The organism is Micromonospora sp. H33 (genome assembly GCF_052068455.1).
Lineage (GTDB): Bacteria > Actinomycetota > Actinomycetes > Mycobacteriales > Micromonosporaceae > Micromonospora.
Genome location: NZ_JBQHDE010000015.1, coordinates 93,616 through 109,615, shown reverse-complemented (window position 1 = coordinate 109,615; position 16,000 = coordinate 93,616). Strand labels below are relative to the sequence as shown.

Sequence of the window (16,000 nt, the reverse complement as noted above, 5' to 3'; positions counted from 1 at the left end):
CACCGGGATCCGCGGCCTCAGTTTTTTGCCCCGCCGAAGTACGTCGGAATTGCGATCCACGAGATCGAAGTGAGAGAGAGGTGACCGGGCGATGAGTCTGGCGTTGGCCCCGCTCGACATCAACGTCGAGCTGGAGGCGAACCTGCCCTGCCGGAAGTTCGACCCCGACCTGTGGTTCTCCGACTCGCCCACCGAGCTCGAGCTGGCCAAGTCGCTCTGCGGGGACTGCCCGCTGCGCGTCGAGTGCCTGGCCGGTGCGGTGGAGCGGGCCGAGCCCTGGGGCGTCTGGGGTGGCGAGATCTTCGAGCGTGGCGCGGTCGTTCCGCGCAAGCGGCCCCGTGGCCGTCCGCGCAAGGAGGACGTCGCCCGTGACGCCGCACTCCGGGTCGAGGCCGAGGCACGCCTGGCGGCCAGTGGGCTGTCCACGCGTGACGCGGTCCGGCTGGCGGCCTGACACCTTCCCGATCCGTTCCACCCACCGCCGGTGACCCACCGGCCACGAGAAAGCTGACGAGAATGCTGAACCTGTTCAACACCACCGAGACGCAACTACTCAACGAAGCGTTGTCCCGGGCTCGAATGCTCCGGCCTCAGGCCGGTCGCATCACCACGAGCACTGAGGCAACCCGTTCCGCCCGTACCGTCGCCATGGCCGCCCGCAGCCGGTCGGCCCGCGAGCTGGGCGTTCTGTAGGTACGAAGGGCCCCTCCCGGAGGAGGGGCCCTTCGCCGTATCCGTCACGTCGGGCGCGTCCGGTCATTCCGGGCGCGCCCGCCCGCGTCTCAGGCGACCGGTGCGAAGCCCGGCAGCCAACGCTCCAGGATGCCCCGGTACGGCGCCTTCGCCTCCAGCTGGCAGAGCACCCCGATCGAGCCGAGCGTCACCCGGTGGATCAGCAGGTACGACGGGGGCAGGTTGAGCTGCCGGCCCAGCTGGTGTGCGGGGGAGCGGGGGTTGGCCAGCCGGGCCGCCTCGCCGCGCAGCCAGGCCCGGGTGAATCGGAACTCCTCGTCGGCGATCGGCTCCAGCATCGGACGGAGGAAGTCGAGCACCGCCTGAGCGTCGATCGGCTCGGAGGCGCTGACGAACCCCTCCTCCCGCAGGCCCGCCACCACCTCTTCCGCATCGCCACGCAGGGCCAGCGCGGCGATGCGGCCGATCGGTTCCGGCGTGCCCTCGGGCATCCGGGCCACCGCCCCGAAGTCGATCACGCCGAGCCGCCCGTCGGGCAGCAGCCGGAAGTTACCCGGGTGCGGGTCGGCGTGCAGCAGGCCGGCGCGCTGCGGCGCGGAGAGGTGCAGGGTGGCCATCAGCCGGCCGGCCTCGTCGCGCTGCTCCTCGGTGCCGTCGCGGATGATGTCGGCCAGCGGCGTGCCCTCGACCCACTCCGTGACCAGGACCCGAGGCGACGCCGAGACCACCCCCGGGATGTAGATCTCCGGGTCGTCCGCGTACGCGGCGGCGAAGGCGCGTTGCGACTCCGCCTCCAGCTCGTAGTCGAGTTCCTCGGTGATCCGCTCCCGCAGCTCGACCAGGAGCGGCTTGACGTCCAGCCCCGGCTGGATCGCGCGGAACATCCCGCCCAGCCGGGAGAGCTGCTTGAGGTCGGCGAGGAGCGCGTCGCCCGCGCCCGGATACTGGATCTTGACGGCGACCTCGCGGTTGGCCGGCGTGCCCGACGGGCCGTAGCCGGGATCCCGCCAGAGCGCGCGGTGCACCTGGCCGATGCTGGCGGCGGCCGCCGGGGTGTCGTTGAACTCGACGAACCGGTCCCGCCAGTCGGGGCCGAGCTGCTCGGCGAGCACCTTGTGCACGCTCGCCACCGGCAGCGGCGGCGCGGCCTCCTGGAGCTTGGTCAGTGCCTGCCGGTAGGGAGCCGCGATCTCCTCGGGCAGCGCCGCCTCGAAGACCGACAACGCCTGGCCGAACTTCATCGCGCCGCCCTTGAGCTGGCCGAGGACGCTGAAGAGCTGCTCGGCGGTGCGTTGCTGGATCTCCGCGGAGATCACGTCGGAGGCCAGCCCGGTGACGCGCTTACCCATGCCGAGGACGGTCCGGCCGGCGAAGCCGAGCGGCAGAGCGGCGAGCTTGGCGGTCCGGGACACGGCCCGGCGCGGGATGTCGGTCACCCGATCATTGTTACCGACTCGACGGGCCCGCGGCTGCCGTGCGGCCGGGCTGGGGGGCCCTTCCGGGGGGACCCGCCCGCCATCGCCGCACCCGGGGCGACCAACGCCGGCCGCCCGGCGTGCGGTCGCCGGGAGCAGGCGCAGGACGGATGGGGAGCCCAGAGCCGGCGGCGCAGCCGACCCGCGGCGGTCACCTCGACGGCGCAGCCGAGCGTCTCCGGCGTGCCCCCGTCGAGGTGGGCGAGCGCCTCCGCGGTCGCGTACGCCGCCGCGGCCAGCAGCGTCGCTGTCGCGCACGTCGCCTCTGGCGCTCCGGCGGCGAGCTGGGCGGCGAGCGCCGGCCAGCCGGCGTCGCGGTCGGTGCGGTGCAGGTCGAGGCAGTTCAGACAGGGCCCGACGGGCGGCCGCACCAGGGGACCGACCACCGGTACGCCCTCGCGGAGGTCGATCAGGAGGTGCACCTGGCGGCGCTGGGCGTGGGCGGCGGCGACCAGGGCGGCCGGCCGGTCCGCACCGAGCTGGACGACGAGGTCGGCGCGGCCGGGGCGGACGGGACCGGTGGCGGTGCCGGGGGCGGTCCGGGCGAGTGCGTCACGGACCGCGTCGTCGAGCGGGCGGCTGAGATCGGCGGCCGGGATCCCGGTGCCGACCAGGTCGGCCGGCCCGACCGGACCGGTCAGCTGCGGTCGGACGTGGCCGATCCCGGCCTGGGCCAGGGCGAGCGCGACGGGAGCGCCGAGGCGACCGGCACCCGCGAGCACGACCCGCGCGGCCAGCCGGCGGCGCAGCACCTGGGCCGGTGTGCCGGGTAGTCGCGCAGCGGCCAGGGCGAGTGCCCCGGCCTCGGTGGCCAGCCGGGCGCGGGGTGGGCCGGCCAGGTCGCGCGGCACCAGCGTGTGCGCGGCGACGACCAGGCCGGCGCCGCGCAGCGTGTCGAGCAGCGTACGGGCCTCGTCCCGGCCGACGTTGAGGGCGGCCGCGTGCTCCAGGACGTGCCGCTCGCTGCGGGTGCCGTCCAGCAGATCGAGCAGCCGGGCCGCCCGGGGGTTGGCGACCTCCAGCAGGACGGCCCGGCCGGGGTCGACACCCAGTTGCAGGGTGTGCCGGTCCCGCCAGAGCCGGGTGAGGCCGGGCAGGAGAGTGGGTCGGGGCAGTGCGGTACGGGTCATGGTCACGAATCGTGACCGAGTCCCTGCTGTCCGTCGATCGTTGTCCACAGGTGCGCACGGCCCTGTCCAGCGTTGTCCACAGGGAGCGGCGAGTTTTCCACAGGTGCTCTGTGTGTCTGTCCGGCAACTGACAGTTGCCGGATGCGGCGGAAGGGGTGGCCGCCGGCCACCCCTTCCGCGCGACCCGGACGGGTCAGACCTTCGCCTTGCCCAGGATGCGGTTCACTGTTGTGCCGCACACCGGACACTTGCCCTTGGCCATGTTCATCCCGGTCTTCGAGACCTCGATGTGTCCCTCGAAGTCCCGCTTCTCCTTGCACTTGACGCAGTAACCGTTGTAGGTCTGGGCCTGGTCGGCCACGGTGCCCTCCTCGTCTCGTCCGCCGGCGAACGCTCATCCGGCGGTGTCCCCGGCGGCGGGCCACGGGGGGCTCGGCGCTGGGCCTTTCGTCGTGGTCACTCTCGTGACCGCTGGTCCGCGGACCCTACCCAGGTCTGGGCGGTTCCATGTCAGCTCCGCATCGACACTGTGAGCAAGTTGACGTCGAGAGTGTGCACGGCGAATTAGGTCGGATAAGTGAGTTTGGCGGGGACACGCCGACCGGATGGCCTCAAAACGGCCTTTAGGGTCTGTGTCGAAGTCACAGACCGGTGCCGCCGGGGCCCGACGCGATTCGCGCCGGGACGGCGACACAGGCCCTGGGCACCCCCGCGTGACGTGCGCGTGAATGATCACTTACGGTGGAGGGCGCGCGGCTCGACGGACGCCGCGGGCCGCTACGGACCGTAGATGGAGACGCTCCGTCACAGAAATTTTCGGGACTCCTGGCGACCAATCCCCACTTTCCGGGCGCGTGTCGCGGGGTTGACTCTTGCGGACCCCTGGTCACCACGCAGTAGCTTTCCCTCGTGACAGGAATCCGGGGCTGCGCGGCCGTCTGATGGCAGGGGCGCGAAAGCCGGTCGTCGAGGTACGGCGCAGCCAGCGCCGGCGACGGACGGTGTCCGCGTACCGGGATGGTGAGCGCGTCGTCGTCCTGATCCCCGACCAGTTCTCCCGGGCCGAGGAGAGCGAGTGGGTCGACCGGATGCTCGCCCGGCTCGCCGCCCGGGAGGACCGCCTGGCCCGGTCCGACGCCGAGCTGCTCGCCCGGGCCACCCGACTGATCACGCTCTACCTGGCCGACCACGGCCGGGACGCCGTCCCCAGCAGCGTCCGCTGGGTGACCAACCAGAACGGCCGGTGGGGCTCCTGCACCCCGGCGGACCGGACGATCCGCATCTCGCACCGGGTCCAGGACATGCCGGACTGGGTCATCGACTACGTCCTGCTCCACGAACTGGCCCACCTCATCGTGCCGAGTCACAACGCGCGGTTCTGGGAGCTGGTCGGCCGGTACCCGAAGACCGAGCGCGCCCGCGGCTACCTGGAGGGTGTCGCCGCCGTCTCCGCCTCCTGATCCGCCGGGCCGTCGCCTCCGCTCGATGATCCCCTCGGTGCCGGCGACATGGCGGTGTGCCGGCGTGACGGACAGCGCGATGCCGCCGATGTGGGGTGGATCACCCTCGGCACCCGCCTCCGGCCCACGCGACGCCGCGGCATCGCGGCGTCCCGGCCGGGTGCACGACCCGGTGCCGGCGGCCGGGGTCGATCACGTTCCCCGGCCGGGGCCGGTCGGGCGTAGGGTTCGGTGCGTGGCACGACGTGTGGTGGTGGCCCTGCTCGGCCCGGTCGCCTGGACGCCGCCGGGCATCGACCCCGTCGACTGGCGGACCGCGCTGGCGGAGGACGTCGTCGACCTGCTCGCCACCCTGAACGAGGTCGACACCGCGGTCGCGGTGACCCCGGCCGACCGGTGGCTGGCCGACGCCGTGGTCTGGCCCGGCACGAGGGTGTACGAGGTGCCGGAGCCCACCGTCAACGCCGTCCTCACCGCGTGCGGGCGGGACGCCCGGGCCGGCCGGTCGTCCGAGTCACGGAGTGGCGCGGCGGCCGAGGGACCGGGCGGGCCGGCGGTCGGCGACGGACCCGGTGGGCCGGCGGTCGGCCGGCCCGAGCGCCCGGCGTGGGACGAGCCCGGTCGACCGGCCGGGGCGGACAGCGAAGTGCCCTCCGGGGGATACGACCAGGCCGCCGTCATCGCCGGCGACGCGCCGGACGTGCCCGGGCTGACCATCGGCAAGCTGCTCCGGCCACTCACCACCAGGCCGGTCGCGGTCGCCCCGGCCGAGGGAGAGGGCCCGGGGCTGCTCGGCGTGGCCGCCCGGCTTCCCGCGCCGGCGTGGCTGCCCGCGCTGGGCCTGGACGACGCGCTGCCGTCGACCGTGCGTGCGGCGGCGCCGCGCCCCGGCGACGTGGCGGTGACGCCGGCGTGGCGGCGCCTGCGCGGGCCGGCCGACCTGCGCTTCCTCGATCCGGCCGTGGCGGGGTGGGAGACCACCCGTGCCCTGCTCTCCGGCACGGGACGCCTCCGCTGACCCGCCGCGTCCCGGTTCCGCCGGGCTGATCCACTCAGGGTTGCGGCACGCCGGGGCCTCCCGGCACCGGGATACCCCGACGTTCCGCAGTCCGCGCCCGGCGGACCGGGTCAGCGGGCCGGCGGCTCGCCCTCGTCCGGCTCGCCCGGGGCCTTCTCCTCCGGGCCGCCCGGCGCGCTGAAGTCGAAGCTCTCCAGCTCCCCGAGGTCCGGCTGGGACCGGGCGAAGGCCACCGGGTCGGCGAAGTCGTCGTCGGACGGCAGCAGGTCGGGGTGGCCCCACAGGGCGTCCCGGCCGGCGATGCCCCGGTGCTCGGTGAGGGCCGCCCACAGCGCCGCCGCCTCCCGCAGCCGGCGCGGGCGCAGCTCCAGGCCGACCAGGGCGGCGAAGGTCTGCTCGGCCGGCCCGCCCGCCGCCCGGCGCCGCCGGAACGCCTCGCCGAGCCGGACGACGTTGGGCAGCCGGCCCCCGGCCGCGCTGTCCACCACGTGGCACACCCAGCCCTCGACCAGGGCCAGCGCGGTCTCCAACCGGGCCAGCGACGCCTTCTGCGCCGGGCTGTCCTCCGGTGTGAAGATGCCCTCCAGGGCGATCGCCTGCATCGACTCCGGGTCGGTCGGGTCGACCCGGCCCATCGCCTCCTCGATCGCCTCCCGGTTGACCCGGATGCCCGAGGCGTACATCTCCACCGCGCTGAGGACGTGCCCGCGCAGCCACGGCACGTGCTCGAAGAGCCGCTGGTGGGCGGCCTCGCGCAGCGCCACGTAGAGGCGGACCTCGTCCTCGGGCAGTTCCAGGCCGGCGCCGTACTCCCGGATGTTGGCCGGGATCAGCGCGGCCGTGCCGGCCGGGCCGAGCGGCAGCCCGATGTCGCCGGCGGAGAGCACCTCCGCGGCGAGCGAGCCGAGCGCCTGACCGAGCTGGCCGCCGAACAGCGCACCGCCGAGGGTGGCCACCATCGACTGCATCGGGCCGAGCTGGGCGCGCGCCTCCGGCGGCACCAGGTCACCCATCGCGCCGACCATCCGGCTGGCCACCGGGTCGCACAGCTTGCGCCAGACGTCGAGCGTCTTGTAGATCCACTCGTTCCGGTTCCACGCGACGGAGGCGTGGATGCCCGAGGGCAGCGCCGACGACGGCTCCAGCCACAGGTCGGCCAGGCGGAGCGCCTCCTCCACCGCGTTGCGCTCGTACGGCGAGACCGCCGGGTCGCCCGCCGCGGCGAGCTGGCTCGCGGCCACCTGGCGGGCCAGGTCCCAGTTCACCGGGCCGCTGCCGGGTGCCGACAGCAGGTGCTGCAACTGCGACATGAACTGCTGCATCTGCGCAGGGTCGTTGGGGTCTGGCGGTTGCCCACCCGGGAGCGCGAAACCGAACGGAATATCAGGCACGAGGTCTACGGTACGCGCGCCGCGCCCCAGGTCGCGCCTGCTGGCGTTGCGCTCAGGGCGAAGTCCGGGCTTGTCCGCCGGTGGGGCGTGGGCCGCTCGGTACGCTCTGCCGCATGAGACGTCGCGGCGTGACTGTCCTGCTCGGTGCCCTGCTCACCACTCTGCTCAGCATCGGCGTGCTCGCGGCGCCCATCCCGTATGTGGTGCTCGGCCCCGGCCCGACCGTCAACACGCTCGGCGCCGAGGACGGCAAGGAGGTCATCCAGATCACCGGCCGGGAGACCTCCACCTCGGCGGGTCAGTTGCGGCTGACCACGGTGGGGGTGCAGCCCTCGGTCAAGCTGCGCTCGGCCATCCAGGGCTGGTTCTCCGACGACGAGGCGGTGGTGCCCCGCGAGCTGGTGTACCCGCCGGGGGAGAGCCAGGAGGAGGTCGAGGAGCGCAACGCGGAGGACTTCAAGGTCTCCCAGACCAGCGCCGAGACGGCAGCGCTGCGCGAGCTGGGGTTCCCGGTGCAGGTGGTGGTCAAGACGGTCGCCGCCGACGGTCCGTCGAACGGCCTCCTCAAGCCCGGCGACGTGGTCACCTCGGTCGACGGGCAGCCGGTCACGGTGGCCGCCCGGCTCACCGAGCTGATCCGCGCCAAGCCGGCGGGCACCGCCCTGGAGATCGGCTACACCCGGAACGGCGCCGCGGCGACCGCCCGGATCACCAGCCGGGAGCAGGACGGCCGGCCCCGCATCGGGATCGAGATCGACCAGCAGCAGCCGCACCCGTTCACGCTGACGATCGACCTGGAGGACATCGGCGGCCCGAGCGCCGGCCTCATGTTCGCCCTCGGCATCGTGGACAAGCTGACCCCGGAGGACCTGACCGGCGGCCGGGTCATCGCCGGCACCGGCACGATCGACGACGAGGGCCGGGTCGGCCCGATCGGCGGCATCGCGCAGAAGCTGGTCGGGGCGAAGGACGCGGGCGCCACCGCGTTCCTGGTCCCGGCCGACAACTGCGCCGAGGCCGTCCGCAACCCGCAGCCTGACCTGCCGCTGCTGAGGGTGGCCACCCTGGACGAGGCGCTGACGGCGTTGGAGACGCTGCGCGCGGGGGGCCAGCCCGCCCGCTGCTGACCGCTCCCGATCGTGTCCGGCACCCCGCCGGAACCCCCGTCGAGCCAGGTCACGGTGACCGGCCGGTAGCGCCGCGCCCGAACCGGCGTGACCGTGGACCGACACGTTCAGGAAGACCCCGTACTCTGGGTGCCTGGTCGGAGCCGATCACATCGAGCGTGCGGAGCCAACAGTGGTCATGCGTAGCAGCGCCCCCCTGCCGAGGATGAGCCGACGCGGACGCGTCACGATCGGTGTCCTGGTCGGGGTGTTCGTGCTCTTCACCCTGCTCGGCTGGGGTGTGCAGGCGTGGACCGACTGGCTGTGGTTCGACGAGGTCGACTACAAGCAGGTCTTCACCGGGGTGCTCGCCACGCGGCTGCTGCTCTTCCTGGCGGTCGGGCTCGGCATGGCGGTCGTGGTGGGCGGCAACCTCTGGCTGGCCCAACGACTGCGGCCGCGGATGCGTCCGCAGTCCCCGGAGCAGGTCACCCTGGAGCGCTACCGGATGCTGCTGAGCCCGCGGCTCGGCACCTGGATCGCGCTGGTCGCCGCCGTGATCGGCCTCTTCGCCGGGCTGTCGGCGCAGAGCCGGTGGAACCAGTGGCTGCTCTTCCGCAACGGCGGCGACTTCGGCGTGAAGGACCCGGAGTTCGGGGTCGACGTCGGCTTCTACGTCTTCGACCTGCCGTTCTGGCGCTACCTGCTCGGGGTCGCCTTCACCGCCGTGGTGCTGGCGCTGATCGGCGCGCTCGCCGTCCACTACATCTTCGGCGGCGTCCGGCTCCAGGGCGTCGGGGACCGGATGAGCAACGCGGCACGCGCCCACCTGAGCACGCTGGTCGCGGTCTTCGTGCTGCTCAAGGCCATCGCGTACGTGCTGGACCGGCGGGCCATGCTGCTGGAGTACAACGACGGCGCCAACGTGTACGGCGCCGGGTACGCCGACGTCAACGCGCTGCTTCCGGCGAAGGAGATCCTCGCCTACATCTCGGTCGTGGTGGCGATCGCGATCATCGTCTTCTCGAACGCCTGGATGCGGAACCTGGTCTGGCCCGGCATCTCGCTGGCCCTGCTCGGCGTCTCCGCGGTCGCGATCGGCGGCATCTACCCGTGGGCGGTGCAGACGTTCGAGGTGAAGCCGAGCGCCCGGGACAAGGAGGCGCCGTACATCCAGCGCAGCATCGACGCGACCCGGGCGGCGTTCGGCCTCACCGGCACGGAGACCGAACCGTACGCGGCGAGCAACCTGACGCCCCCGGCGACGCTGGCCACCGACACCGCGGTCGTGCCGAACGCCCGCCTGCTCGACCCGCAGTTGGTCAGCGAGACGTACACGCAGCTCCAGCAGGTCCGCGGCTTCTACGACTTCGGTCCCAAGCTCGACATCGACCGCTACGCCGTCAGTGGCAAGACCCAGGACTACGTGGTCGGTGTCCGCGAGATCAACTACAGCGAGCTGACGGCGCAGCAGAGCAACTGGATCAACCGCCACACCGTCTACACCCACGGGTACGGCCTGGTGGCCGCCCCGGCGAACCAGGTCGTGTGCGGCGGCCAGCCGCTCTTCGTCTCCGGCTTCCTCGGCGAGAAGTCGCAGGAGGCGTGCGCCTCGCAGACCGAGCAGATCCCCGCCAGCCAGCCGCGCATCTACTACGGCGAGCGGATGGAGGAGGGCGACTACGCCATCGTCGGCAGGGCCGACCCCGACGCGAACCCCGCCGAGTTCGACCGGCCGGTGGGCGAGGGCGGCGACAACGGCCCCGAGTCCTACTACACGTACACCGGCTCCGGTGGCGTCGAGATCGGCTCGTTCACCCGCCGGCTGCTCTACGCCATCAAGGAGCAGGAGTCGAACTTCCTGCTCTCCGAGGCGGTCAACGAGAACTCCAAGCTCCTCTACGTCCGCAACCCGCGCGAGCGGGTGGAGAAGGTCGCCCCGTTCCTCACCGTGGACGGCGACCCGTACCCGGCGGTGGTCGGTGGCCGGGTGCAGTGGATCATCGACGGCTACACCACCGCCGCCACCTACCCGTACGCCGAGCGGATCAACCTGCAGACCGAGACGACCGACGAGTTGACCAACCGGGGCACCTTCCAGCTGGCCCGGGAGAACGTCAACTACATCCGCAACTCGGTGAAGGCGACCGTCGACGCGTACGACGGCACCGTCACGCTGTACGAGTTCGACGACAGCGACCCGGTGCTCAAGGCCTGGAACAAGGCCTTCGGCGGTGACCTGGTCAAGCCGAAGTCGGAGATCCCGGCCGAGCTGAGCGCGCACTTCCGGTACCCGGCCGACCTGTTCAAGGTGCAGCGAAACCTGCTCACCCGGTTCCACGTGACCAACCCCGGCGACTTCTACTCGGGCCAGGACTTCTGGCAGGTGCCGAACGTGCCGGACGCGCCGGACAGCGGGCAGAAGCAGCCCCCGTACTACCTGTTCACCCAGTTCCCGGGGCAGGAGTCGCCGCGGTTCCAGCTCACCGCCGCGGTCACCCCGAACGGCCGGCAGAACCTCGCCGCGCTGATCTCCGGGTCGTACGTGGACGGGCAGCCACGGCTGGAGGTGCTGGAGTTGCCGGACCAGACCCGGATCTCCGGCCCGGTGCAGGTGCACCAGCAGATGACCAACAACGCCCAGATCCGGCAGCAGCTCAACCTGCTCTCCTCGAACCAGGCGCAGGTCCAGTACGGCAACCTGCTGTCCCTGCCGTTCGGCAACGGCATGCTGTACGTCGAGCCGGTCTACGTGAAGAGCAACCAGCAGGACGCGTACCCGCTGCTCCAGAAGGTGCTCCTGTCGTACGGCGACGGTGGCTCGTACGTGGTCCTGGCCGACAACCTCACCGACGGCATCAAGCAGCTCGTCGAGCAGGGCAAGCGGGCCGGCGCCCCGGCCACCCCGCCGCCGACGGGCGAGACCCCGCCGTCGCCCCCGCCGGGTCCGGGCGCGACCCCGCCCCCGCTCACCGGTGAGCTGGCCGAGGCCGCGAACCGGGTGCAGGCCGCGATCACGGAGGTCCGCGCCGCGCAGGCCTCCGGCGACTTCGAGCGGTACGGGCGGGCGCTGAAGGCACTGGACGAGGCGATCACCGCCTTCCAGCAGGCCCAGACGGCGGCCGCGCCGACGCCGGCACCCGGCGGCACGCCCAGGCCGACGCCGAGCGGCAGTGCCTCTCCGACACCCGGCGGCTGACCCGCCACCCGCGACCGACAGCGCCCCCGGATCCCCGCGAACGGATCCGGGGGCGCAGTCGTTTTCCCGACATTTCTGGTGCAACCCGCAGGGGGCCGGCCCCGTTCTCAGGACAACGACAGCAACGGACCTTGGGGACACGTGATGGCAACATGAGGGACGCGGCGAGTTTCGACGAGTTCTACCGGAGCACCGCCCACCGGATGCTCCGCTACGGGTACGCGGTCGCTGGCGACCACACCGAGGCGCAGGACCTCGTGCAGGAGGCGTACGCCCGGGCCTGGCGGCAGTGGGGCCGGCTCACCACGCACCCGGCGCCGGAGGCGTGGCTGCGGCTGGTGGTGGCCCGGCTGGCCACCGACCGCTGGCGGCGGCTGACCGGCTGGCGCGCGGTCGTCCGCCGCACCGGCCCGCCGGATCCGGTCCCGCCACCGAACGAGGACACCGTGCTGCTGGTCGGCGCGCTCCGGCAGCTCCCCGCCGCGCAGCGGCAGGCGCTCGCCCTGCACTACCTCTACGACATGTCGGTGGAGGACATCGCCCGCGAGACCGACGTGCCCACCGGCACCGTGAAGTCCTGGCTGTCCCGGGGACGTGCCCGGCTGGCGGCCCTCCTGCCCAACCTCACCGACGAACGACTGGAGGCTAACGATGTCGCGTGACCTGTCCGACTTCTACCGGTCGCTCGCCGACGAGGCGGACGCCCGTACCCTGCCCGTCCCGCAGACGCTCCGGCGCGCCGCCGACCGGCGCGCGCGCATCCGGATGACCGGCACCGCCCTCGCGGCGGCGGTCCTGGTCGCCGGGGTGGCGACCGGCACCCGGCTCGCGTTCTCCGCCGAGCCGGCCCCGGTGGCGCCGCCCGGCGGGACGCCCACGGCTCCGGCGCCGTCCCCGCCGTCCCCGACCCCGTCGACGACCCCCAGCGGTACGCCGCGGACCTCGGCGTCGACCTCGACGTCCCCGGCTCGGCCGGGCCCGACCTCGATCCCGGACAAGGCGTTCTTCCGGCTCGCGGCGGCGAACGACAAGGGGCTCGCGGCGTTCCAGGACACCGAGGCGCTGCCGTCGGTGTGCGAGGCCCGCTTCCCCAGCGACGACGCGATCGTGCAACGGCGGACCCGGTCCCTCGCCTACAAGTTCGCCAAGAATCCCGCCGACTACGTCCCGGACGGCAGTTACATCCACACCATCACGATCTACGAGGCCGGTCGCGCCGACGACGCGCTGCGCGAGCTGCGCGAGGCGGTCCGGGCCTGCCCGGAGCAGCAGGGTACGGGCGGGGGCAACCCGGCGACGTCCCGGCTGCGGCTGCTCGACGACGGCCGCTACGGCGACGGCTCGGTGCTCTTCGAGATCCGGACCGACGCCCGCGACCTGGAGGGGAACCCGGTCGACGGCGAGGAGGTGCGGCTGATCCGCGCGATCCGGGTCGACGACGTGGTGACGATCCTGTGGGAGCAGGGCTGGGAGGGCACCTCGTCCGAGCGTGAGCAGGTCGACGCCGACAGCCGCCGTGCGGTGGCGGCGATCGAGTCCTGGCTCGGCCGGGGCTGACGGCGCCCTGAGGACCGTGGAGGATTCCGGAGCGCCGGAATCCTCCACGTTTGCGGCGGGATGGTCAGTCGTTTTGCGGCGGGCCGGGGTGGTGCGATACGGTTGACGGACCGACGCGGGGTGGAGCAGCTCGGTAGCTCGCTGGGCTCATAACCCAGAGGTCGCAGGTTCAAATCCTGTCCCCGCTACTCGTCCGAAGGCCCCGGAGATTCCTCCGGGGCCTTCGTCGTGCGCGGGCGATTCGTCGTGCCTACGCCATCCCGGGGTCGCGGATCATGGTGCTCCCGCTTCATGAGGGGGGCGCGGATCATGGTCGAGTGCGATGGGGTACAGTAGTGAAGCCGACGCGGGGTGGAGCAGCTCGGTAGCTCGCTGGGCTCATAACCCAGAGGTCGCAGGTTCAAATCCTGTCCCCGCTACTCGTCCGAAGGCCCCGGAGATCCCTCCGGGGCCTTCGTCGTGCCGTGGCCGCTTCGACACGCCCCCCATCCGCGCCGACCGTCCCACCCGGGTTGCGCTTCTCGGCGAGGATGGGGTCATGTCTGCTTTCGGCAAGTGGTGGGGCCGGCTGAGCGCCGTCCTCGGTGTGGTCGTCCTGTCGGTGTTCGTGCCGGTGGCCGCCTGGGCGTCCACCGGCCCGGGTGAGGTGGCAGTCGAGGCCGTCCGGCGGCGCCGTGGCGGCGGCTTCGGGTTCCTCGGGCTGCTCTGCTGCCTGGCGGTGGTGGCCGTGATCGTCTACCTGATCCTGCGCATGATGCGCAACCGTCGCGGCGGCGGCGGCCCGCGCTGACCGAGGCGGCTGCTGGCGACGCGCACGCGTCGCGGCTGACGGCCAGGAGCAGTTCGCGTACCCGGGGGTGACCCTTCGGCGATGGGCTCGGCGGCCCATCCACGCAGCCCGTGTCGTCGGATCAACGCCCGCGCCGGAGCGCCGGGCGTGCCGGCCGGTGCCCGGGCCACCGGCGCGGGCCGTACGCAGGCCACGTGGTGTACTAGGCCGCGTGGAACTTCTGCACTCGGGCAAGGTCCGGGACGTCTACGCCGACGGCGAGGACCTCATCCTGGTCGCCTCCGACCGCATCTCCATCTACGACGTGGTGCTGCCGACGCCGATCCCGGACAAGGGCAAGCTGCTCACCGCGCTCTCGCTGTGGTGGTTCGAGCAGCTCGCCGATCTGGCGCCGAACCACGTGATCTCCGCCACCGACGTGCCGGCCGAGTACGCCGGCCGGGCGATCCGGTGCCGGCGGCTGGAGATGGTTCCGGTGGAGTGCGTCGCCCGGGGCTACCTGACCGGGGGCGGGTTCGCCGAGTACCAGCGCACCGGCGCGGTCTCCGGCGTCGAACTGCCGCGCGGGCTGGTCGAGGCGTCCATCCTCCCCGAGCCGATCTTCACCCCCTCCACCAAGGCGCCGGTGGGGGAGCACGACGAGCCGATGACCTTCGCCGAGGTGGTGGACAAGGTCGGCGCGGAGACCGCCGAGCGGCTGCGCCGGATCACCCTGGACGTGTACCGGCGGGGAGCCGAGCTGGCCGCCGACCGGGGGATCCTCATCGCCGACACCAAGATCGAGCTGGGCTGGGCGGCCGATGGCAGCCTGATGATCGGCGACGAGCTGCTCACCTCGGACTCGTCCCGGTTCTGGCCGGCCGAGTCGTACCAGCCCGGGCGCGCCCAGTTCTCCTACGACAAGCAGTACGTCCGGGACTGGGCCACCGGGAGCGGCTGGGACCGGCAGGGTCCGGCGCCGGAGGTGCCGGCCGAGGTGGTCGAGGCCACCCGGGCCCGCTACGTCGACGTCTACGAGAAGCTCACCGGGAACCGCTGGGACTGATCCGACACCCCGATTCGCCGGGGCGGGCTGGACCTGCCGACCGTGACCGTCGAGGATGCTCCCGTCACCTTCGGTGCTCGTGCGGCTTTCGGGACGGTCGGATGAACGGCGACATGTGGATCAGGGCGCTCAAGGCCGCCCGCGCCAGCGCGGACGTCTCCCAGGAGGCCCTCGCGGAACTGATCAGGTGGAGTCCGTCCACCATCGCGGCGATCGAGACGGGCCGGCGTCGGCCGACGCCCCAGTTCGCCACGGCGGCGGATGAGGCGCTGGGCACCGGCGGCCTCCTCGCCGAGCTGCTGGCGGCGGCGGCCCGGCAGCAGTCACCAGCCTGGTTCGCGCCGTGGCGGGGGATCGAGGCCGACGCGGTCGCCCTCCGCACCTCTCAGCCGTCGCTGGTGCCCGGTCTGACGCAGACCGAGGCGTACGCCCACGCGGTGCTCAGCGCCCAGGGCACGCACACCCCCGACGAGATAGACCAGCTCGTCGCCGGCCGGATGTCCCGCCAGGCGTTGCTGACCGGCGAGGACCCGAAGCGGTTCACCGCGGTTGTGGACGAAGGCGCCCTGCGGCGGGTGGTCGGTGACCGGGACGTCCAGCGGGCGCAGCTGGAGCGGCTGGTCGAGCTGGCCGCGTTGCCGCACATCCGGCTCTACGTCGTCCCGGCCGCCGTCGGCGCGCACCCCGGGCTGGCCGGCGGCTTCGTGCTGGCCACGCTTCCGGACGGGGACGAGGTGGCCTACGTGGACGGAGTCTACGGTCAGGTTGTCGACCGGCCGGACGCCGTCGATACCATCAGGGTCATGTGGGACACGCTGCTCAGCGAGGCCCTCCCCGCGAGCGTGTCCGTCGAGCTGATCGGGAAGCTGGTGAGCGAGCTGTGAACACTGCCCCCGCCCCTCGCTGGCGGGTGTCGAGCCGGTCCGGCAACGGCGGGGACACCTGCATCGAGGTGGCCGACAACCTGCCCGACCGGGTGCTGGTCCGCGACTCCACGGACCGTGGCGGCGTCGTCTTGACCTTCGCACCGGTGGCGTGGCGCTCCTTCGTCGAGCTGGTCAAGTCCGCGGGCTGAGCTGTCGACACCACCCGGCCCCGGGGATGCCGCGCAGCGGTCGACGGTCCGCCCCCGGCCC

At 72.9% G+C, this 16,000-nt stretch carries 16 protein-coding genes and 2 tRNA genes; 14 read left to right on the top strand and 4 right to left on the bottom strand.

The window, feature by feature from the left end; genetic code table 11:
* Nucleotides 1-91 precede the first annotated feature (91 nt).
* Together ACTMS0_RS25500 and ACTMS0_RS25495 are read left to right on the top strand one after the other, a co-directional pair.
* Nucleotides 92-454 carry a WhiB family transcriptional regulator gene (locus tag ACTMS0_RS25500; RefSeq protein ID WP_168000684.1) on the top strand — a complete coding sequence of 121 codons (363 nt, stop codon included), beginning with the start codon at nt 92-94 and terminating at the stop codon, nt 452-454.
* A 62-nt stretch (nt 455-516) separates the two neighbouring features.
* Nucleotides 517-693, top strand: a complete 177-nt coding sequence (locus tag ACTMS0_RS25495; RefSeq protein ID WP_441157784.1) for a hypothetical protein — start codon at nt 517-519, stop codon at nt 691-693.
* Between the two features lie 89 nt (nt 694-782).
* Here the strand turns inward: ACTMS0_RS25495 and ACTMS0_RS25490 are convergent, their stop codons facing one another.
* The 3 genes from ACTMS0_RS25490 to ACTMS0_RS25480 form a co-directional block, all read right to left on the bottom strand.
* On the bottom strand, nt 783-2,129 hold the full coding sequence (locus ACTMS0_RS25490) for an ABC1 kinase family protein (protein WP_441157783.1): 1,347 nt from the start codon (nt 2,127-2,129) through the stop codon (nt 783-785).
* Nucleotides 2,126-3,298, bottom strand: coding sequence for a hypothetical protein (locus tag ACTMS0_RS25485; RefSeq protein ID WP_441157782.1), 1,173 nt, complete (start codon nt 3,296-3,298; stop codon nt 2,126-2,128). Before ACTMS0_RS25485 ends, ACTMS0_RS25490 begins: the two co-directional genes overlap by 4 nt.
* Before the next feature lie 193 nt (nt 3,299-3,491).
* Entirely contained in the window at nt 3,492-3,659 is a 168-nt protein-coding gene (locus tag ACTMS0_RS25480; RefSeq protein ID WP_007072829.1) for a DUF5679 domain-containing protein, read from the bottom strand.
* Nucleotides 3,660-4,239: 580 nt separating this feature from the next.
* Here ACTMS0_RS25480 and ACTMS0_RS25475 point away from each other — a divergent pair.
* Both ACTMS0_RS25475 and ACTMS0_RS25470 read left to right on the top strand, forming a co-directional pair.
* Complete coding sequence (locus ACTMS0_RS25475) at nt 4,240-4,758, top strand: M48 metallopeptidase family protein (protein WP_441157781.1); 519 nt, start codon at nt 4,240-4,242, stop codon at nt 4,756-4,758.
* Nucleotides 4,759-4,993: 235 nt separating this feature from the next.
* Nucleotides 4,994-5,776 carry a hypothetical protein gene (locus ACTMS0_RS25470; protein WP_441157780.1) on the top strand — a complete coding sequence of 261 codons (783 nt, stop codon included), beginning with the start codon at nt 4,994-4,996 and terminating at the stop codon, nt 5,774-5,776.
* A 110-nt stretch (nt 5,777-5,886) separates the two neighbouring features.
* On the opposite strand, the gene ACTMS0_RS25465 is transcribed toward ACTMS0_RS25470, so the two are convergent.
* A complete protein-coding gene (locus ACTMS0_RS25465; RefSeq protein ID WP_441157779.1) occupies nt 5,887-7,098 on the bottom strand; it encodes a zinc-dependent metalloprotease in 1,212 nt (403 codons plus the stop codon).
* 182 nt (nt 7,099-7,280) lie between these two features.
* Between ACTMS0_RS25465 and ACTMS0_RS25460 the strand changes: the two genes are divergently transcribed.
* From ACTMS0_RS25460 to ACTMS0_RS25415, 10 genes are all read left to right on the top strand, one after another.
* A complete protein-coding gene (locus tag ACTMS0_RS25460; protein WP_441157778.1) occupies nt 7,281-8,294 on the top strand; it encodes a YlbL family protein in 1,014 nt (337 codons plus the stop codon).
* A 178-nt stretch (nt 8,295-8,472) separates the two neighbouring features.
* Nucleotides 8,473-11,472, top strand: coding sequence for a UPF0182 family membrane protein (locus tag ACTMS0_RS25455; RefSeq protein WP_441157777.1), 3,000 nt, complete (start codon nt 8,473-8,475; stop codon nt 11,470-11,472).
* Nucleotides 11,473-11,624: 152 nt separating this feature from the next.
* Nucleotides 11,625-12,134: a SigE family RNA polymerase sigma factor gene (locus tag ACTMS0_RS25450; RefSeq protein WP_441157776.1), complete on the top strand. Its 510-nt coding sequence runs from the start codon at nt 11,625-11,627 to the stop codon at nt 12,132-12,134.
* Nucleotides 12,124-13,029 carry a hypothetical protein gene (locus tag ACTMS0_RS25445; protein WP_441157775.1) on the top strand — a complete coding sequence of 302 codons (906 nt, stop codon included), beginning with the start codon at nt 12,124-12,126 and terminating at the stop codon, nt 13,027-13,029. Before ACTMS0_RS25450 ends, ACTMS0_RS25445 begins: the two co-directional genes overlap by 11 nt.
* Before the next feature lie 114 nt (nt 13,030-13,143).
* Nucleotides 13,144-13,217: transfer RNA gene (locus tag ACTMS0_RS25440), tRNA-Met, on the top strand.
* Between the two features lie 157 nt (nt 13,218-13,374).
* A tRNA-Met gene (locus tag ACTMS0_RS25435) sits at nt 13,375-13,448 on the top strand.
* Nucleotides 13,449-13,567: 119 nt separating this feature from the next.
* On the top strand, nt 13,568-13,819 hold the full coding sequence (locus ACTMS0_RS25430) for a hypothetical protein (protein ID WP_441157774.1): 252 nt from the start codon (nt 13,568-13,570) through the stop codon (nt 13,817-13,819).
* A gap of 211 nt (nt 13,820-14,030) precedes the next feature.
* Nucleotides 14,031-14,864, top strand: a complete 834-nt coding sequence (locus ACTMS0_RS25425; protein ID WP_441157773.1) for a phosphoribosylaminoimidazolesuccinocarboxamide synthase — start codon at nt 14,031-14,033, stop codon at nt 14,862-14,864.
* A 101-nt stretch (nt 14,865-14,965) separates the two neighbouring features.
* Nucleotides 14,966-15,748 (top strand): helix-turn-helix domain-containing protein, encoded by a 783-nt coding sequence (locus tag ACTMS0_RS25420; RefSeq protein WP_441157772.1) that lies wholly within the window; start codon nt 14,966-14,968, stop codon nt 15,746-15,748.
* Nucleotides 15,745-15,939 carry a DUF397 domain-containing protein gene (locus ACTMS0_RS25415; protein ID WP_441157771.1) on the top strand — a complete coding sequence of 65 codons (195 nt, stop codon included), beginning with the start codon at nt 15,745-15,747 and terminating at the stop codon, nt 15,937-15,939. The genes ACTMS0_RS25420 and ACTMS0_RS25415 overlap by 4 nt, the downstream gene beginning before the upstream one ends.
* The last annotated feature ends 61 nt before the right edge of the window (nt 15,940-16,000 follow it).